The organism is Natribaculum luteum (assembly GCF_023008545.1).
Lineage (GTDB): Archaea > Halobacteriota > Halobacteria > Halobacteriales > Natrialbaceae > Natribaculum > Natribaculum luteum.
The window spans coordinates 250,608-269,300 of sequence record NZ_CP095398.1 but is presented as its reverse complement, the minus strand read 5'-3'; the positions used below and the strand labels follow the sequence as shown (position 1 = coordinate 269,300).

The window sequence follows — 18,693 nt, the reverse complement described above, 5'->3', positions numbered from 1 at the left end:
TACTGCCCTCACAGGTGGTGACGACTGTTGTCGTTCTGGCGATACACCTCGGTGGCGAGGTCGTCGTCTGATACACCCACTTTCGTCGAACTCCCGACTGTGAGTATCTGTACTCGGCTTTGCACGTTAGCCTCGGCTGTTGAGTGAACGAAGCGGTCGTCGATCTCGTCCATGAGGTCATTGACGCCGCGATCACCGTTGTCTCGAACCCACGAGAGGAGATTATGGGCTGTTTCTTTCAAGATCAAGACGAACGAGACTGTAGGCAGCTATCAGAAGGCGCCAGTGGCGACTGGTACCTTCGTCGTCCTGCATCTCGCAGTCTCCCAAGCCGGTATCCTGCTTTAAATCCTCACGCTCTTCTAGCGGAGATTGTTGATCTTCTGTAGCTGTCGCTCAGAAGTCGAAGAGGGCAAGGGCACCGCGCCAGCGGTGCCCATCACGAATGATTCCGCTGGATGTGTTTGTCTCGGAATCGCTCGCAGCGGACCTGTTGCAGCAGGTTCGCTGGCGTGACGGCGTTGAATGCCCCCGCTGCCGTTCTGACCGGGCGGTCAAGAACGGCAGCTACGGGCACTTTCAACGGTATCTCTGTAAGGATTGCGACCGCACGTTCAACGACAAGACCGGCACGATTTTTGCCTACTCGAAGATCGCGCTCCGCAAGTGGTTGTTTTCGATCTACGCGTTTCTCCGGTTCAACACCAGTATTCGACAACTGCAGACCGAGATCGACGTCACGTACGAAACGATCCACCGGCACGTCGAGCGCTTCGTCACAGCGCTCGACGCGCCTCACCTCGACCTCGTCGGCCCCGTCGAGATCGACGAAGTGTACGTGACCGCCGGCAAGAAGGCTCGCGACCGCGAACGGGAGTCGCGGTCACGTGGCCTCTCCGCGCGTGGACGCGGATCGTACCAGAGCGACAAGCCACCGGTGTTCATTCTCGTGGATCGTGACACCGGTGACCGCTACGTCGTGCCCGCGAAATCCGCCGACGAACCGATCGTCCGACTCCTCCTCGCCGACCGCGAGGAGGAGTCGTTGACCGTCTACACTGACGGATTTCGGGCCTACGACCCACTTGACGAAGACGATGAAATCACCCGAGAATACGTCGTCCACAGCGACGGTGAATACGCCGACGACGAGGTCCACGTCAACACCTGCGAGAGCCACGGGTCGCTCCTGCGACCCTGGCTCTCGCCCCATCGAGGCGTCTCGAAAGACAAGCTCACTCCCTACGTTCGGGCGTTTCAGCTAGGCAGAGAACTGTTCCGGAAGCCGGGGAAAGCAGCGCTCAAACACGCTATCCGAGCAACGCTGTGAATCAACAATGTGCCCTAGAAGAGCGAATCCTCAAAAGCCACGGTTGATGGTGGTCCCCGCTACTCGGTCGTGCGTCCGAAACGAGCCACCATTCGATTGTCATTTGGTGGCGTATGCATCGCCGTGCAGGCTCCAAAGACGACATCACCGCTGATCTTGGAGCGCGCTTTACGATTTCGTTCACAAATATTTTCACCTATGCTAAAATTAGGCGCGATATGTTGCTCCGTTCAACCATTGTCCGCTATCTCTCATTTACTGTTTGCCATCATATACCGTGGCCATTAGTGCCAGATAGTGATTCGACCTTGGATGGTTTCTGCTATCGTGAAATACTCCGGCTCAGTGGACGTAGTATCGTTATGTATAACAACGGTACTTCTGTTATGTTTGTCCAGAGTTAATTGTTGTCATACCTCACTTCGGGGCGGATTGCGGTGGTAGATCAGTGATAACTCTGTTTCACCAGATGTGAAAAACTTCAATGAACATCAACGTAGTTTGTAGTTGGATCATCCACCGATTCGTATGTACCGAGCTCATATTGCCAACGTATTCGTATGGCTTCGGCGGCCCAACCTCTATCGCTAGCCACATCGGTCACAAGAATGCGGAATCGTCGACCCGTTGTACTGGAGCTGATCGTGCTATCGAAAAGCCTCACTCTGCAAGAGGAAACGCACTGTCCGATTAGCGCTGGGGCGCCTGCAAGCCAGTCACGTAGTCGCACTCGAACTCGGCCGATAGGTCCTCGAATCTATCGAGACTGAACGGCTCAACTGGGAACGGTGCCGTTTCTTCCGTCACGATCGACCGGACAGCGGTAGATACGAACGGCGAACACATGATACCGCCAACGGGGCCGGTGATCGCGACGACCAGACCGTCGGGTGCGCCGTCGGGTGCGTCAATGATAGGGTGATCGTCGGGTGTCGCTGCGTCACCCGTCGGGCAACAGTCCTCGCTCTTGAATCGGGCGTCCTCGATATTCTGGACGCGCTCGCCGATGGTCGTGGCAACCGCGTTGCGAAAGCTTTCGGTAATAGTCGAGCGGACGTCGCCAGAGTCCTCGACGAAGTAGGTTCCGCCTCCAACGTGGAGATCTCCGTTGTGTTCCGGGCGCCAGTACATCCGGGACTGCCGATCCCAGCATATCGGGAACTCCTCACCGAATTCGCGACCGACCTCCAGATTGACTGTCTGCCAGCGGAAGGGGCGGACGGGCACCTCGACGAACTCCGAGAGAAGTTCTCTGGTCCGCCAGCCGGTCGCACAGACGACATGGTCGGCCGCTATCGTCGCTCCCTCCACACGCACACCGGTTACCGAGCCGTCCTCGATCACGATATCCGTCACTTCAGTGCCGGTCTCGTATCGGACACCTTCGTCCTCTGCTTCTGATTTCAGCGTCATCGTGTACGTGTAGGGGTCGAGCCAGCCCGACTGAGAGAACTCCACGCCGCCGACGAACTGGTCGAGCACGAGTGCACCTGGATAGCGGTTCTCGATTTCCGCGGCCGTCAGATACGTCACGTCGAACCCCTGGGCGGCTTTCGTAGCGGCGTGTTCTCGGCCCCAGCTCTCCTCCTCGGCGGTGACCAAATGTATCGCTGACCGTGACGTGAATTCGAACTGTCCCGTGCCGTCGTACGACTTGAAGAATTCTAGGGCATGGCGTGCAGCAGCTGGATACTCGGGGAGGTCGGCGACGATAGCCATCAGCCCGGAGGCTTTCGGGCTCGCCTCTCCGCCTGCAGATCCCGCTTCGAGCACCAGCACGTCGTGATCGGGAGCGAGTTCCCGTGCTACTGCACAGCCAATGACACCACCACCGACGACGATGACGTCGTATGCGTTGGTCGAATCCATCAGAGTCACGCTGACGTGTCCCTCTTGTCTTTGCCTCGTTCCTCGCCTGACAGGGGTTTCTTCTTTGACCAGCGCAACCATCGATCGCGTTGCTTCCAGTAATGGACGTGCAATGGTGGTCTCATGGTTCTCTGATGACTTCACCGTCGTTCGAATTAAAGCCAACACTCAGTTGGTCACCCTCACTATACATCCGCACGCTGTTCGATCGCTGCTGTTGGACTTTCAGAATTCGGTCGCCAACATCGATCTCGTACAGGGTTGTTGACCCTTTGTATATCGCGTCCTGGACTGTCCCCGTCCACATGTTGTCGCACTCTTCTTCTCCCTCCTCTGGAATTATCATACTTTCCGGGCGAACCGTAAACGCGCAGGATGCGTTGTCCGCAAGCCTGTCACTGTCCACGGCACCGGTATTGAGTTCGACGTTGATCTCGTCGCAATCCAGCTTGATGTGACCGTTCTCCCGGTGGGCCGTCCCTTCGAACAGGTTGGTCTCGCCGAGGAATTCGGCGACGAACGTACTCTTTGGGTGTTCGTACAGCTCCGTCACCGGACCGACCTGTTCGACCTTCCCGTCGTTCATCACGGCGATCCGGTCGCTCATGGTGAGCGCTTCCTCCTGGTCGTGGGTCACGTAAATGAAGGTAACTCCGAGATCGTCCTGAATGTTCTTTAATTCCACCTGGAGACGCTCACTGAGGCTTCTATCGAGGCTCGCCAGAGGTTCGTCCAGGAGCAACACATCTGGCTCGATGACAAGTGACCGGGCCATGGCGATCCGCTGTTTTTGCCCGCCTGAGAGCGCCGAAACCTTGCGGTCCTGGTAGCCAGATAGTTCGACCAGTTCGAGGGCGTCCTTCACTCGTTCTTCTCGCTCGGATTTAGTGACATCGTTCATCTCGAGGCCGAACGAGATGTTCTCACCCACCGACATATGTGGGAACAGCGCCCATTCCTGAAAGACGATACTCGTGTTTCGGTTGTTCGCCCGCAGGTGAGTTACGTCGTCGCCGCTGATCGAGATGCGTCCTGCCGTGGGAGTCTCCAGTCCCGCGATACACCGAAGTGTGGTCGTCTTCCCACAGCCTGATGGGCCGAGTAGCGTGAAGAACTCTCCGGCGTTGATCTCGAGATCGATTCCGTCGACGGCGACGACGTCACCGAACTCCTTCCGAAGGCCTTCGAGACGAACGCTGCCTTTTCCCTCCATGGTTACTCCTTCTATTGCAAACAGATAATAATATTGGTGGTCTGCCCGAACTGACTGTCTCAGAGATCTGGGCACGATATTATCGAAAATACTAGAAAAAGTCTAAATACGGGTGACTAAATCGTGTTTATGTGCCATGAGAAACCAAGACATGATATTGAACCGGAGACAGGTACTGGAAGGTGCTACAGTTGCTGGGGCGGCGGCACTTGCTGGCTGTGTTGGCGGAGATACCAGTGGCGGAGGTGGCGGTGACTTCGCAGGCGAGACACTCAACGTCCTCTCGTGGGCCGGTTATGAAGGGATTGCCAAGAGAATTGAGGAACAGACCGGGGCCACGGTCAACCTAAAACTGATCTCGAGTGACGTCGACGGGTTCAACACGCTCCAGGGTGGCGGTACCCAGCAGTTCGACATCCTACTTCTCGATAACACGTGGGCGTTGCGTAATGCCAGGGCCGACACGATCATACCGGTCGAGAAGGACGATTATCCGAGCACCAACAACTGGATTGACCAGTTTAAATGGCCGTACCCCACCTTCACTCACGAGGACAACATGTATGCGGTTCCGCCTCGGTGGGGCTGGGGCGGGCTCGGCTACAACGACAACGAAGTCGACGTCAGTGTACTGGAGGAGAAAGGGTACGAAGCCGTCTGGGACGGGACGTTCGAGGGAGAGGTGACGCTAGCGGACTGGCCGACGTGGGTCATTCCACTGGTGATCATGCAAATCTTCGATATCGGGGACAATAACCCGATGGATATCGAACTCTCGGACTCCCAACTCGAAACGCTCGAGGAAACGTTGGTGCAGATGTTCAACAACGCGGTGGCGATCCATGGTGGAGCGGCAGCGTTTCGGCAGGATATGCTCCAGGGGAATGCTAATCTCGTGTTCGGAACCGGGAACTTCGGCCTCAGCCAGATCAGAGCGGAAGGGAACGACTGGATGAAGATCATGTATCCACCCGATGTCGGTGGCTGGTATTGGACCGAGGGACTCTGTCTCGTCAATAACCCCAATCTGAGCCGCGACCTCGCGAACGAGTACATCAACGCCTGTATGACTCCTGAAGGTCAATACTCTATCTGTTGGGAAGACGCGAGTTCCAAGGGAGCACCGGTGAACACCGAAGCGTTCGACCAGTTCAGCGAGGAAGAACAGAAGAAGATCATGATGTACGAAGACAAAGGGTTCGAGGCGACGGATACGCTCCTCCAGAACCTCGTCCAGTACAAGATTTCCCCTCAGCAGGACAAGTGGCTGGATATCTGGTCATCCGCGAAGGCAAGCTCGGGCATCTGAGTCAGAAACCCACCTTCTCGATATCGGGACGATACTGTCCACCGTCACAGCGTGGGCTCTCGGGTCCCTGCGTCTCGGTTGCTCCCCCGAAAACCCATAACGTTTATTTACTATCCTGTTCCACGCCATGGTATGACACTACAGCACTGGCCGCAATCCCGAATACCAATTCAGCGGGATGGAGGAGATCACGATGGCAGGTAGCGTCAAACAGACTTCGGACTCTCTTTCTAACAGTTTCGACGAGTTTACCGACAACGAGTACATCACGCTGATAGCTACCGCCGGACCGGTGTTACTGCTCGAAGGGATTTTCTTCCTCGGTCCACTGTTTATTATGTTCATGATCTCAACGATGGCGATGGAGAACTACAACCTCATCCATGATTACGGTCTCTCCAACTTCATCGACGGGATCACCAAGCACCAGAACATAAGTGCATTCAAGACGACTACGATAATTGCAACCCTGTCGACGATCTCGACGGGAATTATCGCGTTCCCCATCGCCTACTTCATGGCAAAGTACGGTGGTCAGTACAAGAATCAACTCGCCGCAATCGTCATTGTCCCCTTCTGGACTAACTACGTCGTTCGCATCTTCGGCTGGCGAATCATCCTCTCGAAGGATGGCGTTTTCAATACGATTCTCATGCGTATCGGCATCATCAACGAACCGCTGTCCTGGATCCTTAATTCGCGGTTCGCCATCTGGTTGGGACTGGTCTACCTCTGGCTTCCCTTCATGATACTGCCACTGTACTCGTCTCTTGAGAACATCGACGACGTACTCCTTGAGGCCGCCCGTGACCTGGGTGCCTCCCGAATAGCGGTGTTCACTCGCGTCATCTTGCCACTGTCTGTTCCTGGATTACTTGCTGGGACAATCTTTGTATTCATCTTTAGCATGGGGGCGTTCGTCGTCCCGTCGCTGCTCGGCGGCGGCATCCCGTTCGTGGGAACGCGCATCCAGTACGAGTTCGGATTCGGTGCAGACTGGCCCGCCGGCGCCGCACTGGGGAGCATCCTGATGTTTATCGTGGTGCTCACTCTCGGACTGCTACTGCGCCACGCCGACCTGGAGGAGCTGTTCTGATATGAGTACTGATAACCCACCGTCGACGAAGGAGAACAGGTTCTCGAAAGCGGTCCGACTAGTTGAGAGACACTGGATGCGAGTCTGGGCTGTCCTCGTCATTCTGTTTCTCTATACGCCGATTATCGTTATCGTGCTCTTCTCGTTCGAGAAGGGGTCTTTCTCGGGGTTCCCATGGGACGGGTTTACCCTTGAGTGGTACCAGACGCTGCTTGAGACACCGTCAGCGATCAACGCGACGATCAACAGTCTGTGGGTCGCCCTGTTCGTGACGTTCTTCGGGACGGTACTCGGAACGCTCGGGGCCATTGCGCTCGTGCGACACAACTTCCGGCTGAAGCAGACGTATCGGATGCTCGTCATCGCCCCGATGACCATTCCGGGGCTTATCCTCGGCGTCGCCCTTTTGATGATGTTCAATTACCTCGAGATTTCCCGCTCGCTCAGGACCGTTATCATCGGCCAACTGGTGTTCGTGGTCCCATTCGTGCTGGTGACTGTGAGTTCTCGGCTCGCGGGATTCGACCCGACGCTGGAGGAGGCTGCACGTGACTTGGGCGCAAGTAAATGGACGACCTATCGGAGAGTCACCCTACCGCTCCTGGCGCCCGGGATCATCAGCGGCGCACTGTTCGCGTTCACTCTCTCGTTCGACGATTTCCTGATCGCGTTCTTCACCAGTGGCGTGGAGAACACGCTTCCCGTGTACATCTTTTCGACCATCCAACGCTCGCAGTCACCGGTCATCAACGCGATCAGCACCGTCGCACTCGTCATTAGCATGCTAGTTATCGCTGTCAGTCTCTACTTCCGAAACTGATAGTCGGTAACTCTCCAGAGGGCACGTGCGTTACCGTCTCGCATTCTGGTCGGCGAGTCCATTCGTCCGCCAGCAGCGGTTGCCGTCTTCACACTTACTCACCAGCGTGAACACGTAACTCGACTGTTCACCGTCTGCACCAGTTGCCGTCACACTCTGTCTCACCCCCGACCCGAATCTGACGCCGGGCCGTACTCGGTGTGCTGTGGGCCGAGCAGGTTCTCGAACGGATAGCTCGTTTGAACCCGTTGTACGTCCCCGCATGGCGGCGGAACTCGTGACTTTCGAATTCCCAGACAGCCTGGACTCCATCCGCGGTTCCGAGCGCTTCGATCTGGTATTTGACAGCCTCGTCGGGTAGGTGGATACCTTTCATGGCGAGTCGCGGTGTCGAGCGTGTCGACATCTGCCTCCTCGGCACCTGTGATACGTGTTCCGTCCCTTCGCGTGATGACGGCGTCGGCCCGTTCCGGCTAGATTCGGAACCAGATGCTTCTGTCCTTGACGGCGAGTCGCTCACGACGCATCTGCGACCTCGATTCGGCTGACCGTGTCACAGTGATCACCCGGCAGTCGATCTGCGTCTCCCATCCCCGGCACGCCAGAGGTCGGCCACGAAGACCATGACGGGTTCGTAGCTGAGTTTCCGAAGCTTGCGTCGGAACACTTGATGCGAGATGGACTCCATCGGTCACCTACAGCTATTTTCTTCAGTGATATGAATAATGTAGCGAGATCACACGGCCCACGACGAAACCACGAAACGGGGAGCCACGGAGGCGAGCCGTCGTTGCCTGCTGGTCGCTGTTGTCTCTCTTCCTGTCGCTACCGTTGCGTCAGAGGCCAGTACGTGGCGTAGTAGTCGGCAACGTCGTCGACGGCTCGTCGGGCGGAGTCGAAATCCTCGTCCATCCACGCCATCGGGTCCTCGATTCCCGTCTCGCATTCCAGCACGCCCTCGAGGACGCCTAGCGTGGCGTACGCGAGATGACTGATCTGGTAGCCCCCCTCCTGGATCAGCGCCAGCCTACCACCAGCAGTAGCCGCGGCGAGTTCGCGGACCCGCCGGCCCAGCATCTCGAACCCATCCTTGGTGAGTACGTTTCGACCCAGCGGATCGACAGTGCCACCATCTTGGCCCGCACTGGCGATGATGAGGTCCGGATCGAAGTCGGTAACGACCGGCTCGACGATTCGATCGATGGCGTACTCGTAGCCCTCGTCGCCGGTCCCGGGTGGGAGCGGGACGTTCAGGTTGTATCCCTCGCCAGCGCCACGACCGTGCTCGTCGACGTCACCCGTCTGCGGATGCGCTTCCGGATCCCACGACCAGTGGTCGTTGTGGATGCCGATAACGAGTACGTCGTCGCGTTCGTAGAAACACTCCTGTGTCCCGTTTCCGTGGTGGACGTCCCAGTCGAAAATCACCACGCGCTCTGTCTCTGTCGTCTCGAGTACGTGTTCGGCAGCGACGGCCACATTATTGAAGAAACAGAAGCCGTCGGCCTGTGCGGGCTGGGCGTGGTGTCCGCTCGGTCTGACGAGAGCGTACGGGATGTTCTGCAGGCCGTGCTCGAGTGCGTGTTTGGCCGCCTGAACCGCCGCTCCAGCGGCATGTTCGGCGGCAGGGTAGCTCGCCTCGTTGGCTCCCGTCTCGACCGTCAGACGTCCACCACCAGTCTCGCAGAACGCTTTGAACTCGTCGATATACGCCGGATCGTGGACGCGCTCGAGCTGTATACGGGTCGCCGGCGATACCTCGGCCCACGTGACCTGATCGGTGATTGTCTGCTCGATTATGTGACGGATGTTTTGAATGCGTTCCGAGCGGTCGGGGTGTGGTTCCTTAACGGCGAGGCGGCCGGTCCACTCCGCTTCGAACTCCCCCGCGGGGGGTTCGTGGTCAAGACATCGGTCGTCCCAGAAGACGGTGAGCTCGTTGGTTTCACTCATAGTCGGATTCTGAACCCAGTGGTTGTTTGTGAGAGAGTCGTATAAACTATTCTGCACACCGATCGAGTCCAGCGACCGGTCCGAGGACGGAACGCCCGGTACAGAACAGACGGAGAACCTATGGTACAACCATGAGCTATATTAACAAGTACCTCTAACCGGTGGTTGCAATGCAATTGTGGGAATCGGTTGAAGCAGAGTATCGCGAACGGACTCCGACGAGTAGGAAACTGTACCGCGAGGCTGGCGACCACGTCCCGGTGGGCGTTGCGAGCTCGTATCGGGCGTGGGACCCCCATCCGTTGTTTATCGACAAAGCTCAGGGAGTGTATCTCCACGACGTGGACGGGAATTCGTATATGGATTTTGATATGAACAACGGCGCTGGGATGAGTGGGCACGCTCACCCCGCTGTGACGGAGGCAGTGACCGAGCAGCTCCAGCGTGGGACTCTCTTCACTCATCCACACAAGCTGCTCACTGAGGCGGCGACGGAGCTGAAGAAACGCTGGGATTTGGTGGACAAGGTCCGTTTCACCAACTCTGGGACCGAGAGCACGATGCACGCCATCCGCATTGCCCGGGCGTACTCGGGCAAGGACAAGCTCCTCAAGATAGAGGGGTCGTACCACGGGTGTCACGATTACGTGCTCATGAGCAAGTCTGCGCCCGGCCGGCTCAGCGGGCACCCCAAGCGCCCCGCCCGTGTCGTCGAGAGCGAAGGCGTCCCGGAGAAGGTAGCGGAGACGGTCGAGATCGCCCCATGGAACGATCTGGATGCGGTCGAACAGATCATGCACGACAACATCAACGAGATCGGGGCGCTCATCGTCGAACCGATCGTGATGAACGTCGCTATGACCCAGCCGCACGGGGACTTCCTGCAGGGGTTACGCGAGCTCTGTGACGAGTACGGTATCACCTATATCTTCGACGAGGTGAAAACAGGGGTGAAGGTCGCCCCCGGGGGAGCAGCCGAGTACTACGACGTCGAACCGGACCTAGTTGCGATGGCAAAATCCATTGGTGGGAACTTCCCTGTCGGTGCGATCGGTGGTAAAGAGGAAGTCATGGAGCGGATCGACGACGGTGCCGCCCACTACGGAACGTACAACGGCAATCCCCTCGTCCTGCAGGCGCTCGTCACACAGTTGAAGGATGTCCTCACCGAAGATGCCTACGAACACGTTGATGCGCTTGGTGAACGGATGGTTCGAGGGTACGAAGACGTCATGGAGGACGAAGGCATCGTGGGTCACGTAGAACACGTCAACTCTCAGGGAAGCATCCTCTTTACCGACAAGCGGATCGAGAACTACCGTGACTGGATCGACAACATCGATTACGGCCTTCACGAGAACTTTTGGTTCTCCATGCTCAACCAGGGAGTCATGCCCCATCCACACAGCGCTGACCAGCAGTGGACGATCAGCGTCCAGCACACCGAGGAGCACATCGACGAGACAATCGAGGCGTTCAAGAACGTTGCACCGAAGCTGGCCGAGGAGCAACAGTCCTGACGGAACGACCGTCCCGCAACGGTACTAGAGCGTCTCGACGTACTGATCGCGTTCCCATTGCGTGACAGTCGACCAGAACGACTGCAACTCCTGTCGCTTCGACGCGAGATACGCTTGAATCACGTCCTCACCGAGAAGCTCTCGGAGTGCGGTGTCGGCTTCGAGTGCTGCGAGCGCCTGAGATGGTGATCGCGGGAGCGGCGTCCGTTGTCCAGCAGGATTCCCCTCGACAGGGTCGCCTGGCTCGAGTTCGTTTCTAACGCCGTCGATGCCGGCTGCGAGAGTGGCTGCAATCACGAGATACGGATTGGCGTCGGCGCTACCGATACGGCTCTCGACGCGGACGATTCCAGAGGGAATACGGACTGCAGTCTGCCGGTTGTCGTACCCCCACGACGCCGTACAAGGGACGAACCCGTCAGGGACGTAGCGCTTGAATCCGTTGAGCGTCGGCGTCCCAATAGCAGCGAGTGCCGGTGCGTGTTCCATCAAGCCGCCGACGAAGTACTGTCCCATGTCCGAGAGCGTGTCGCCGTCGGCGAACGCGTTCTCTTCGCCCTCGAACCCGCTCACGTGGAGGTGGTATCCGCTTCCCGACTCGTCCGCGAACGGTTTGGCCATGAACGTCGCGTATCGGTCGGAAAGACGAGCCGTCTGCTTGACGAGACGCTTGAAATCGAACGTCCTGTCTGCCTGTGAGAGCGGGTCTCCGTAGTCGAACAGAACCTCCAGTTGTCCCGGACCGTGTTCGTGCTGAAGTGACTCTAGTGGCACGCCGTACTGCTCTCCCAGCTTCGAGAGCGCCTCGTAGAACGGTCCGACTTCCTCTGTCGCCCACGAGACACACTCGTGTTTGTCGTCGGTCACCGGAGCGTACCCTCCATCCGTCGCTTCCAGCAGATAGAACTCCAGTTCGCTGCCGACGAACAGATCGATCCCGAGCCCATGTTCGTCGAGCAATCGATTCAGGACCTGTCGTGGCGCAGCCGCGACGGGCTCCCCGCGATACTCAAGATCACAGAGGACCCGTGCAGCGTTCTTACGCCACGGAAGAGGTCGGAACGTCTCCGGAAGGGGTCGGAGTCGGCCGTCCGCGAAGCCAATCTCCTCGGCCAGTCCAGACCCCTCTGGAACTTCGTTCCGGGGCGTCTGGACCAGTACGGCGAGGTTCATCGTTGGACCGGTCTCCCACGTCGAAAGAAACTTCTCGGCGGAAAGCTGCTTCGACCGGGAGATTCCGTTTATGTCCGGAAATTCGACGAACACGTGGTCGATACCCAATTCGTCGATCTGTCGCTCCATTTCCGTGCCCGAGCTATCGCGTTCCATACATATGATGGACTAATTTACCACTTATACTTTACCCAGAAGAATTCACAGCTAGGCTTCGTCCGCCGGATGGCGCGACCGTCTGCGTCGAAACACTCGGGCACCGGCGGGAGGAATCGAGCAGTTCCCGATGTCGCGGCGTACCGTTCGTTCTACGTTCGCGCGCGTCTCCAACTCTCCAGTGAGACTCGCTGCCCCGTACGTCCCGCCATGATATGACCGCCACCGGGTGAGTACCTTGGAGGCGTCCTTGTACTCCCGAGCGAGCTGGATGGCGACCTCGTTTGCCTCGCTACCGAAGATGGCGAAATACGCGCTCACACCAGAGAGATGCTAATGACGGTTCCCCGCATCATTCGCTTCACGTCGGTGAGAACGATAGCCTCGACTCCCGTCGCGAACACCGGCGAGAGCCCTGAAAGTGCCGAAGAGATCGCCACTGAGCCGTGATCGAACGCCGAAACCAAGCCACCACTAGCGGTCTGTGAAGCAGAATGTTTTTATCTGTTCGACCCAGTTAACACGTACGCCATGGCTGAAACAACGAAGTTACAACACGGTGAAGTCCAGAACTACGTCGACGGGACGTGGGCCACCGCCAGTGAGGACGGTCAGCGAGTCGACAATCCAGCGACGAACGAGTCAATCGCGAGGGTCGGATTCAGCTCCGAGAGCGACGTCGACGACGCGGTGACGGCTGGACAAGACGCATTCAAAACGTGGCGGCGGACGCCTATCGAAGAGCGAATCCAGCCGCTGTTCGAATTCAAACAGCTCCTCGAGGAGCACCAGGACGAACTCGCCGAGCTTCTGGTCCAAGAGCATGGCAAGACCATCGGCGAGGCCAAGGGAGAACTCCGTCGCGGGATCGAGAACGTGGAGGTGGCCTGTGGGATGCCAACCCTGATGCAGGCTGGGCACGTTGAGAACGCCGCCCCGAAGATCGACGAGACCGCAGTCCGCCAGCCGCTCGGCGTGTTCGCGGCAGTTACGCCGTTTAATTTTCCGGGAATGATCCCGCTGTGGTTTCTCCCTTACGCGGTCGCGACTGGAAACAGCTTCATCCTGAAACCGAGCGAACAGGCCCCACTGACCGCACGGAAACTGTTCGAACTTCTAGACGAAACGTCTCTCCCCGACGGCGTCGTCCAGCTTGTCAATGGTGGTGTTGATACGGTCGACACCATCCTCGAACACGACGGTATCGAGGGCGTTTCCTTCGTCGGGAGTACCCCGGTCGCGGAGACCATCTACGAAAAGGCCGCCGCCAACGGAAAGCGCGTGCAAGCCCAGGGTGGCGCGAAGAATCACGTCATCGTGACTGAGTCGGCGAACCTCGAGTTCGCTGCCGAGAAAGCCGTCTCGTCCGCACTTGCCTGTTCGGGTGAGCGGTGTCTCGCCAACGACGTCGTGGTCGTGGAGGAATCCGTCTACGAAGACTTCGTCGATCTCGTGGTCGCCGAAGCCGACCGACAGGTGGTCGGCTACGGCCTCAACGACGACACGACGATCGGTCCGCTGATCTCCCCTGAACACGAACAGCGCGTCCGCAACTACGTCGAAACCGGCATCAGTGAAGGCGCGGAACTCGTCTACGACGGGCGTGATGTGACGATCGACGGCTACGAGAACGGTAACTTCCTTGGCCCCTGCATCTTCCGAGACGTGACCACCGATATGGTCATCAGCCGAGAGGAAATCTTCGGACCAGTACTCGGCCTAATGCCCGCCGCCGGTATCGACGAAGCCATCGAAATCATGAACCAGAGCCAGTTCGGCAACGCTGCGAGCCTCTTCACGGGCAAGGGGAGCGAGGCGAAGAAATTCCGGCACGACGCCGAAGCCGGGAACCTCGCGGTCAATGCCGGTACCGCCGCACCGATGGCGTTCTTCCACTTCGGTGGACAGAAGGACTCCTTCTTCGGAGACCTCCACGCCCAAGCAGAGGACGTGGTTCGGTTCTACACCGACGAGACCGTCTACATCGAGCGCTGGCCGGACAACTGACTCCACCGTCAGGCACTACTTCACTTCGGTTTGTGAGTCCGTACTGTCAAAGTGGGGAGTGACACGGCAACTCGTACTGGCGCCCGGCAAAGCGAAAGTAATTAGACGACTGCTGTCCATATGATACCCAGTAGCAATGAGCCAGAAGTACGATGTTATTATCGTCGGTGGAGGAATCGTCGGCTGTATGGCCGCTCGAGAGCTGGCACCGGACCACGATGTCCTCGTCGTCGAACGGGACCAGATCGGTGGAGGCGCCACGGGCAAGGCGTCTGGGCTCGTCACGGTCGTAGAAGAGTACTCCGATACCCCGGCCGCCGCAGCACACGCTATCGAGTTCTTCCGCGAATACGACGGAACCGGTCACTTCTCGTTCCACGAGCGATCGTACGTGGAGCTCCGGTCGGATGAACACGACGTCGCGTCACTGCGTGACCACGCTGCGACGCTCCGTGAAAACGGGTTCGACGCGGCGTTTCACACCCCGGATGAACTGGAGAACCGCTTCCCCGATACGTTCGAACTCGACGGCCACGCAGGTGGCATCGTCTACGAGGACGCCGGCTGGCTCGATCCGTACACGTTTGTGACGACGGTGAAAGAGGACGCTGAGCGTGACGGGGCGACGTTCCTGACTGGCGTCGAGGTTGACGATCTCGCTGTTGAAGACGGCAGCATCGTCGGGGTCGACACCGAAGCAGACGAGCGAATCCGGGCTGAACAGGTGGTCGTGGCCGCCGGCTGGCGGACCAGACAGTTTGTTTCCGAACACGTCAGCATCCCGACTCGACCGTACCGGTACCAGACGTACAACCTCGACCACGAACGCACCCTCACAGAGGAGTTCCCGATGGCATGGGACGAACACTCGCACCTCTACTTCCGTGCGGAGCCAAACGGGGAACTGCACATCGGAGGTGGAACGTACTTCGTGAAACCGCCAGGAACGCCTCGGTCGACGACGACAGAAGGGTTCCAGCGTCTCATCGCGGGAACAATTCCCGAGCTGATCACCAACCTCGGTGAGGCGCAATTCGTCGCCGGTGACACCTGCCGATTTGGCGATTCTGCCACCCCTGACCGGTATCCGATCATCGATGCCCCTGCTGAAGCGCCCGAGGGGCTCGCCGTCGCCACCGGGACACACGGATTCGGAATCATGGCAGCCCCCGTGATCGGCACGGCGATTCGGATGGTCGTCACCGACGAGGATGGCCCGTTCTCCGTGGACGAGTTCTCGCTCGACCGGTTCGAGGATCGGTCCACCGACTTCGGTTCGTCGTACATCGCCGAATCACCGGAGTTGGTCGGTCCACAGAGTTGAGGAAACGCGTCGGCAGGTTGGAAAAGCCAACATACCCGCAATGGTACTGACCGAACGTTACCTTGCGATCCTTCGATCGTGGATTACAGTAGCGCTCGAAACGGAGGACGAGGTCGTGCCTGCCCTCACCGAGTATCTCGGCGCGCACCAACCTGCAAGCACGGTCATCGAGGTACCGCTAGTTGAAGAGGAAGATACTCGTCGATATCGAATTTGATGCAGTCATCGAGGGCGAATCGGTCCGAACTGCCAGGGACAGCCCGGCGTCCGAGAAGTGCAATGGCCATGCGATGGTAATAGCGGTAGATGACAACGGCGAAAAAACGGCGAGTTACCTGTGGAATGACTAAACGGCGTCCAACTGTTCCATGAGTCCCAACATGTCGGCGCTCTCGTAGGTCGCCGTGATCTCGCCGTCGTCGATGTGGAAGAAGATGGAGCCAGCGAACGAGATTTCCTTGCCCGTCGGCTCGATACCCCCGTACTCGCCTTCGTGGGTTCCCGTCGCAGTGAACCGGAGGGCGACCGAGTCGCCGTTCACGACGAGTCCCTCGATGTCCTTCCCGAAGTCGGGGAAGCTCTCCCGGGTCTCCGTGACATACTCCTTGAGCCCCTCACGGCCGCGGACGTTGGGCTCGCCCGCGAAGTAGTCGACGTAGTCCTCGGAGACGATCTCGTCGATCACCTCGAGTTGGCCCTTGCTCCAGACCTCCTCGATTAGTCGCTGCGCCAGTTCTGCACCGTCCGATCTCGTTGTCGTGTCGGTCATGAACCTCAAGATAGATCATTATCCGTGAATTGTTAATTGTTTTGTTGAAGGGTCACTGCGAGGCCGTCCTCCTGAGGGTCGGCCACGTAGTCACGGGCGCTATCAACCTGGTCGGTCGGAACAGGTTCGCCGCCCGGGCGCTCGAAGAACTCGAACTATCTGGTTCCGTCGACGTGAGACGCCATCTCTGGAACGTCGAGTATCTCCGACCGAGGCACGAGCACGTCGGTGGTGATGGTGATGAGTTCCGACGAACGGCCGTGATTTCTCCTGCTACCTGCCCATTTGCAATGACGGGCACGTCGTGGTCCGACGCTAGTTGATAGGCACTGATGCACCCAGCGACGACTGCACCTGTAATTACGATATCGTACCCCACCGTGTTATGTGAGACTGTAATGGGGATGAGTTCTTTTAGCTGCTTGTGCGGCCGTGTGCGATTCGAGCCGTCCCGGTCCCCGTGAGCGTCAGTCTTCGCCAAGTCGAGGTGCAAATTCGAAAGACTCGACCGAGACGCCCTCTGTCGGGCCCAAACCACCACGACGCCTGTACTGCACTCCCCTCGAGACTGTGAGCAGACTTCTCTTCGACCCCGTGATTTACAAGTGACTGGGACAGTAATTAGTCATGGGTCTTATTCCAGACGTGTATCTGTTCGCACTCCTCGCAGCGCTTTTTTGGGGAGCTAGCCCCGTGCTGACGAAGTCTGGTATCGTTCGTGGTGGGACGTCACTCCAGGGATCTCTCGTTGTCGTCGCCGTCGGAACGATCTGCTATTTTGCTAGCCTTGCTGTTCTCGGTGATGTCACTGACCTCCTGTCGCTCTCGCCGATTGCAGTGCTCGTGTTTACTTCGTCGGGGGCGGCCGGTGCGGTAGCGTGGATGGCGTCTTTTACTGGCGTCGACCGAGTCGGGGCAAGTATCAACAGTGCCGGGTTCAACACTCATCCGCTCTTTGCCACAGTCATCGCGCTACTCTTCCTCGGAGAAGCAATGTCGCTCCAGACTACGTTTGGGATCGTCGTCATCGTCGTCGGCCTCACAGTTGTCGCCACGTCGAAGGGCGGAGATAAAGCTGGATGGGACATCGCCGAGCTCGTCTTCCCGCTTTCGGCTGCAGCGGCCTACGCCGTCTCGAACGTGGTGCGACGGTACGGACTGACGCGTACGAGTGTGACGACGCTAGAGGCGATCACCGTGAACGCGATCGCTACTCTCGCCGCTCTCCTCGTCTACGCCGCGGTGGCTCGCGACAGACAACTCGTTCCGCCGGTAGATGCACTACGGCCGTTCATCTGGAGTGGTCTGCTCTCGGCATTTGCGCTCTTCTTTCTGTTTGAGGCGTTCGCCCGCGGATCAGTTGCGATAGTCTCTGCCCTCTCTGGTCTATCTCCCGTCGTCGCTACCGTTGTCAGCGCTGTCGTTCTCACCGACATCGAACGAGTGACTCTCGGAATCGCCACCGGTGTGTCTCTGGTTGTGTGTGGGGCGACGCTCATAACGTTGGCGTAGTGGACTCATAAGCCGTGGCTAACGCTATATTCACATTCTAGTATACAGTATCACTACCGGCAGTTTGGTTCTCTCTCGCTCTCTTCGCAGCCCATCTCGAAATATACCTATTCGAAATGTCAAGTTCAATTTCGTAATCTGATCGAATCTCTAACGGCGCTATCGAGGGTTCAAAGAGGTCTCAAAACATAGGCCGATTTTGCTTCAGTCGACCATGCTAGTAGTTCACTTGTCGGAAATCGCCGCGAGTGCCTCGATCTCGATCAGCAGTCTGGGTGTGGCGAGCCCGTTGACGACCGCGAGCATTCCGGTCGGATACGGTTCCGAGAGGTACTCGTCGCGGACGTCTTTGACCGTTTCGTAGTACTCAAGTTCGGTAATCGAGTAGCGAAGTTTGAGTACGTCGTCCATCGATGCATCTGCTGACTTGAGCGTCCGGTCGAGATTCTCGAACGCCTTTCGCGTCTGTTTTTCGATGTCCCCGATGCCGACGACGTTGCCGTCGTCGTCGTAGGCGACTTGTCCAGCCGTAACCACGAACGAGTGATCGGCGGGGACCGTGGCAACCTGTGAAAACGCAGCGTCTCCTTCCCAGTTCGTCCCGGTGTGGTGTGTCTCGAACGTCATGTTGGGGTCTCTCTT

15 protein-coding genes and 2 pseudogenes are annotated in these 18,693 nt (G+C 58.1%); 9 read left to right on the top strand and 8 right to left on the bottom strand.

The features are described 5' to 3' along the window. Window positions 1–116: 116 nt before the first annotated feature. A pseudogene (locus MU558_RS20015) lies at window positions 117–354 on the bottom strand (IS701 family transposase); the annotation flags it as partial. Between the two features lie 91 nt (window positions 355–445). Here MU558_RS20015 and MU558_RS20010 point away from each other — a divergent pair. After that, window positions 446–1,330 carry an IS1595 family transposase gene (locus MU558_RS20010; RefSeq protein WP_246976330.1) on the top strand — a complete coding sequence of 295 codons (885 nt, stop codon included), beginning with the start codon at window positions 446–448 and terminating at the stop codon, window positions 1,328–1,330. Window positions 1,331–2,020: 690 nt separating this feature from the next. Here the strand turns inward: MU558_RS20010 and MU558_RS20005 are convergent. Together MU558_RS20005 and MU558_RS20000 are read right to left on the bottom strand one after the other, a co-directional pair. Next, a complete protein-coding gene (locus tag MU558_RS20005; RefSeq protein WP_246976327.1) occupies window positions 2,021–3,199 on the bottom strand; it encodes an NAD(P)/FAD-dependent oxidoreductase in 1,179 nt (392 codons plus the stop codon). A gap of 121 nt (window positions 3,200–3,320) precedes the next feature. Then, window positions 3,321–4,487: an ABC transporter ATP-binding protein gene (locus tag MU558_RS20000; protein WP_246976324.1), complete on the bottom strand. Its 1,167-nt coding sequence runs from the start codon at window positions 4,485–4,487 to the stop codon at window positions 3,321–3,323. A gap of 61 nt (window positions 4,488–4,548) precedes the next feature. On the opposite strand from MU558_RS20000, the gene MU558_RS19995 reads away from it, so the two are divergent. The 3 genes from MU558_RS19995 (at window position 4,549) to MU558_RS19985 (ending at window position 7,637) form a co-directional block, all read left to right on the top strand. Beyond that, window positions 4,549–5,721, top strand: coding sequence for an ABC transporter substrate-binding protein (locus MU558_RS19995; RefSeq protein WP_246976322.1), 1,173 nt, complete (start codon window positions 4,549–4,551; stop codon window positions 5,719–5,721). 193 nt (window positions 5,722–5,914) lie between these two features. Further along, complete coding sequence (locus tag MU558_RS19990; protein WP_246976319.1) at window positions 5,915–6,817, top strand: ABC transporter permease; 903 nt, start codon at window positions 5,915–5,917, stop codon at window positions 6,815–6,817. 1 nt (window position 6,818) lies between these two features. Beyond that, window positions 6,819–7,637, top strand: coding sequence for an ABC transporter permease (locus tag MU558_RS19985; RefSeq protein ID WP_246976316.1), 819 nt, complete (start codon window positions 6,819–6,821; stop codon window positions 7,635–7,637). Between the two features lie 825 nt (window positions 7,638–8,462). Here MU558_RS19985 and MU558_RS19980 read toward each other — a convergent pair. Further along, the gene (locus MU558_RS19980) at window positions 8,463–9,590 is read right to left on the bottom strand and encodes a class II histone deacetylase (protein WP_246976313.1); all 1,128 of its coding nucleotides are present in this window, start codon (window positions 9,588–9,590) and stop codon (window positions 8,463–8,465) included. 170 nt (window positions 9,591–9,760) lie between these two features. On the opposite strand from MU558_RS19980, the gene MU558_RS19975 reads away from it, so the two are divergent. Further along, on the top strand, window positions 9,761–11,110 hold the full coding sequence (locus tag MU558_RS19975; protein WP_246976311.1) for an aspartate aminotransferase family protein: 1,350 nt from the start codon (window positions 9,761–9,763) through the stop codon (window positions 11,108–11,110). Between the two features lie 24 nt (window positions 11,111–11,134). Here MU558_RS19975 and MU558_RS19970 read toward each other — a convergent pair whose 3' ends face one another. Both MU558_RS19970 and MU558_RS19965 read right to left on the bottom strand, forming a co-directional pair. Beyond that, window positions 11,135–12,439, bottom strand: a complete 1,305-nt coding sequence (locus tag MU558_RS19970) for a glutamine synthetase family protein (protein ID WP_246976308.1) — start codon at window positions 12,437–12,439, stop codon at window positions 11,135–11,137. Window positions 12,440–12,519: 80 nt separating this feature from the next. Then, a pseudogene (locus MU558_RS19965) lies at window positions 12,520–12,748 on the bottom strand (aminotransferase family protein); the annotation flags it as partial. Between the two features lie 222 nt (window positions 12,749–12,970). On the opposite strand from MU558_RS19965, the gene MU558_RS19960 reads away from it, so the two are divergent. The 3 genes from MU558_RS19960 (at window position 12,971) to MU558_RS19950 (ending at window position 16,120) form a co-directional block, all read left to right on the top strand. Further along, window positions 12,971–14,446 carry a CoA-acylating methylmalonate-semialdehyde dehydrogenase gene (locus MU558_RS19960; RefSeq protein WP_246976305.1) on the top strand — a complete coding sequence of 492 codons (1,476 nt, stop codon included), beginning with the start codon at window positions 12,971–12,973 and terminating at the stop codon, window positions 14,444–14,446. A 136-nt stretch (window positions 14,447–14,582) separates the two neighbouring features. Further along, complete coding sequence (locus MU558_RS19955) at window positions 14,583–15,770, top strand: NAD(P)/FAD-dependent oxidoreductase (RefSeq protein ID WP_246976302.1); 1,188 nt, start codon at window positions 14,583–14,585, stop codon at window positions 15,768–15,770. 182 nt (window positions 15,771–15,952) lie between these two features. Beyond that, complete coding sequence (locus MU558_RS19950) at window positions 15,953–16,120, top strand: hypothetical protein (protein WP_246976299.1); 168 nt, start codon at window positions 15,953–15,955, stop codon at window positions 16,118–16,120. On the opposite strand, the gene MU558_RS19945 is transcribed toward MU558_RS19950, so the two are convergent. Then, window positions 16,117–16,539, bottom strand: coding sequence for an ester cyclase (locus MU558_RS19945; protein ID WP_246976296.1), 423 nt, complete (start codon window positions 16,537–16,539; stop codon window positions 16,117–16,119). The two genes, MU558_RS19950 and MU558_RS19945, sit on opposite strands and share 4 nt — an antisense overlap. 627 nt (window positions 16,540–17,166) lie before the next feature. Between MU558_RS19945 and MU558_RS19940 the strand changes: the two genes are divergently transcribed. After that, entirely contained in the window at window positions 17,167–18,051 is an 885-nt protein-coding gene (locus MU558_RS19940; protein WP_246976294.1) for an EamA family transporter, read from the top strand. A 225-nt stretch (window positions 18,052–18,276) separates the two neighbouring features. On the opposite strand, the gene MU558_RS19935 is transcribed toward MU558_RS19940, so the two are convergent. Further along, window positions 18,277–18,678: a RidA family protein gene (locus tag MU558_RS19935; RefSeq protein WP_246976291.1), complete on the bottom strand. Its 402-nt coding sequence runs from the start codon at window positions 18,676–18,678 to the stop codon at window positions 18,277–18,279. Window positions 18,679–18,693 lie beyond the last annotated feature (15 nt).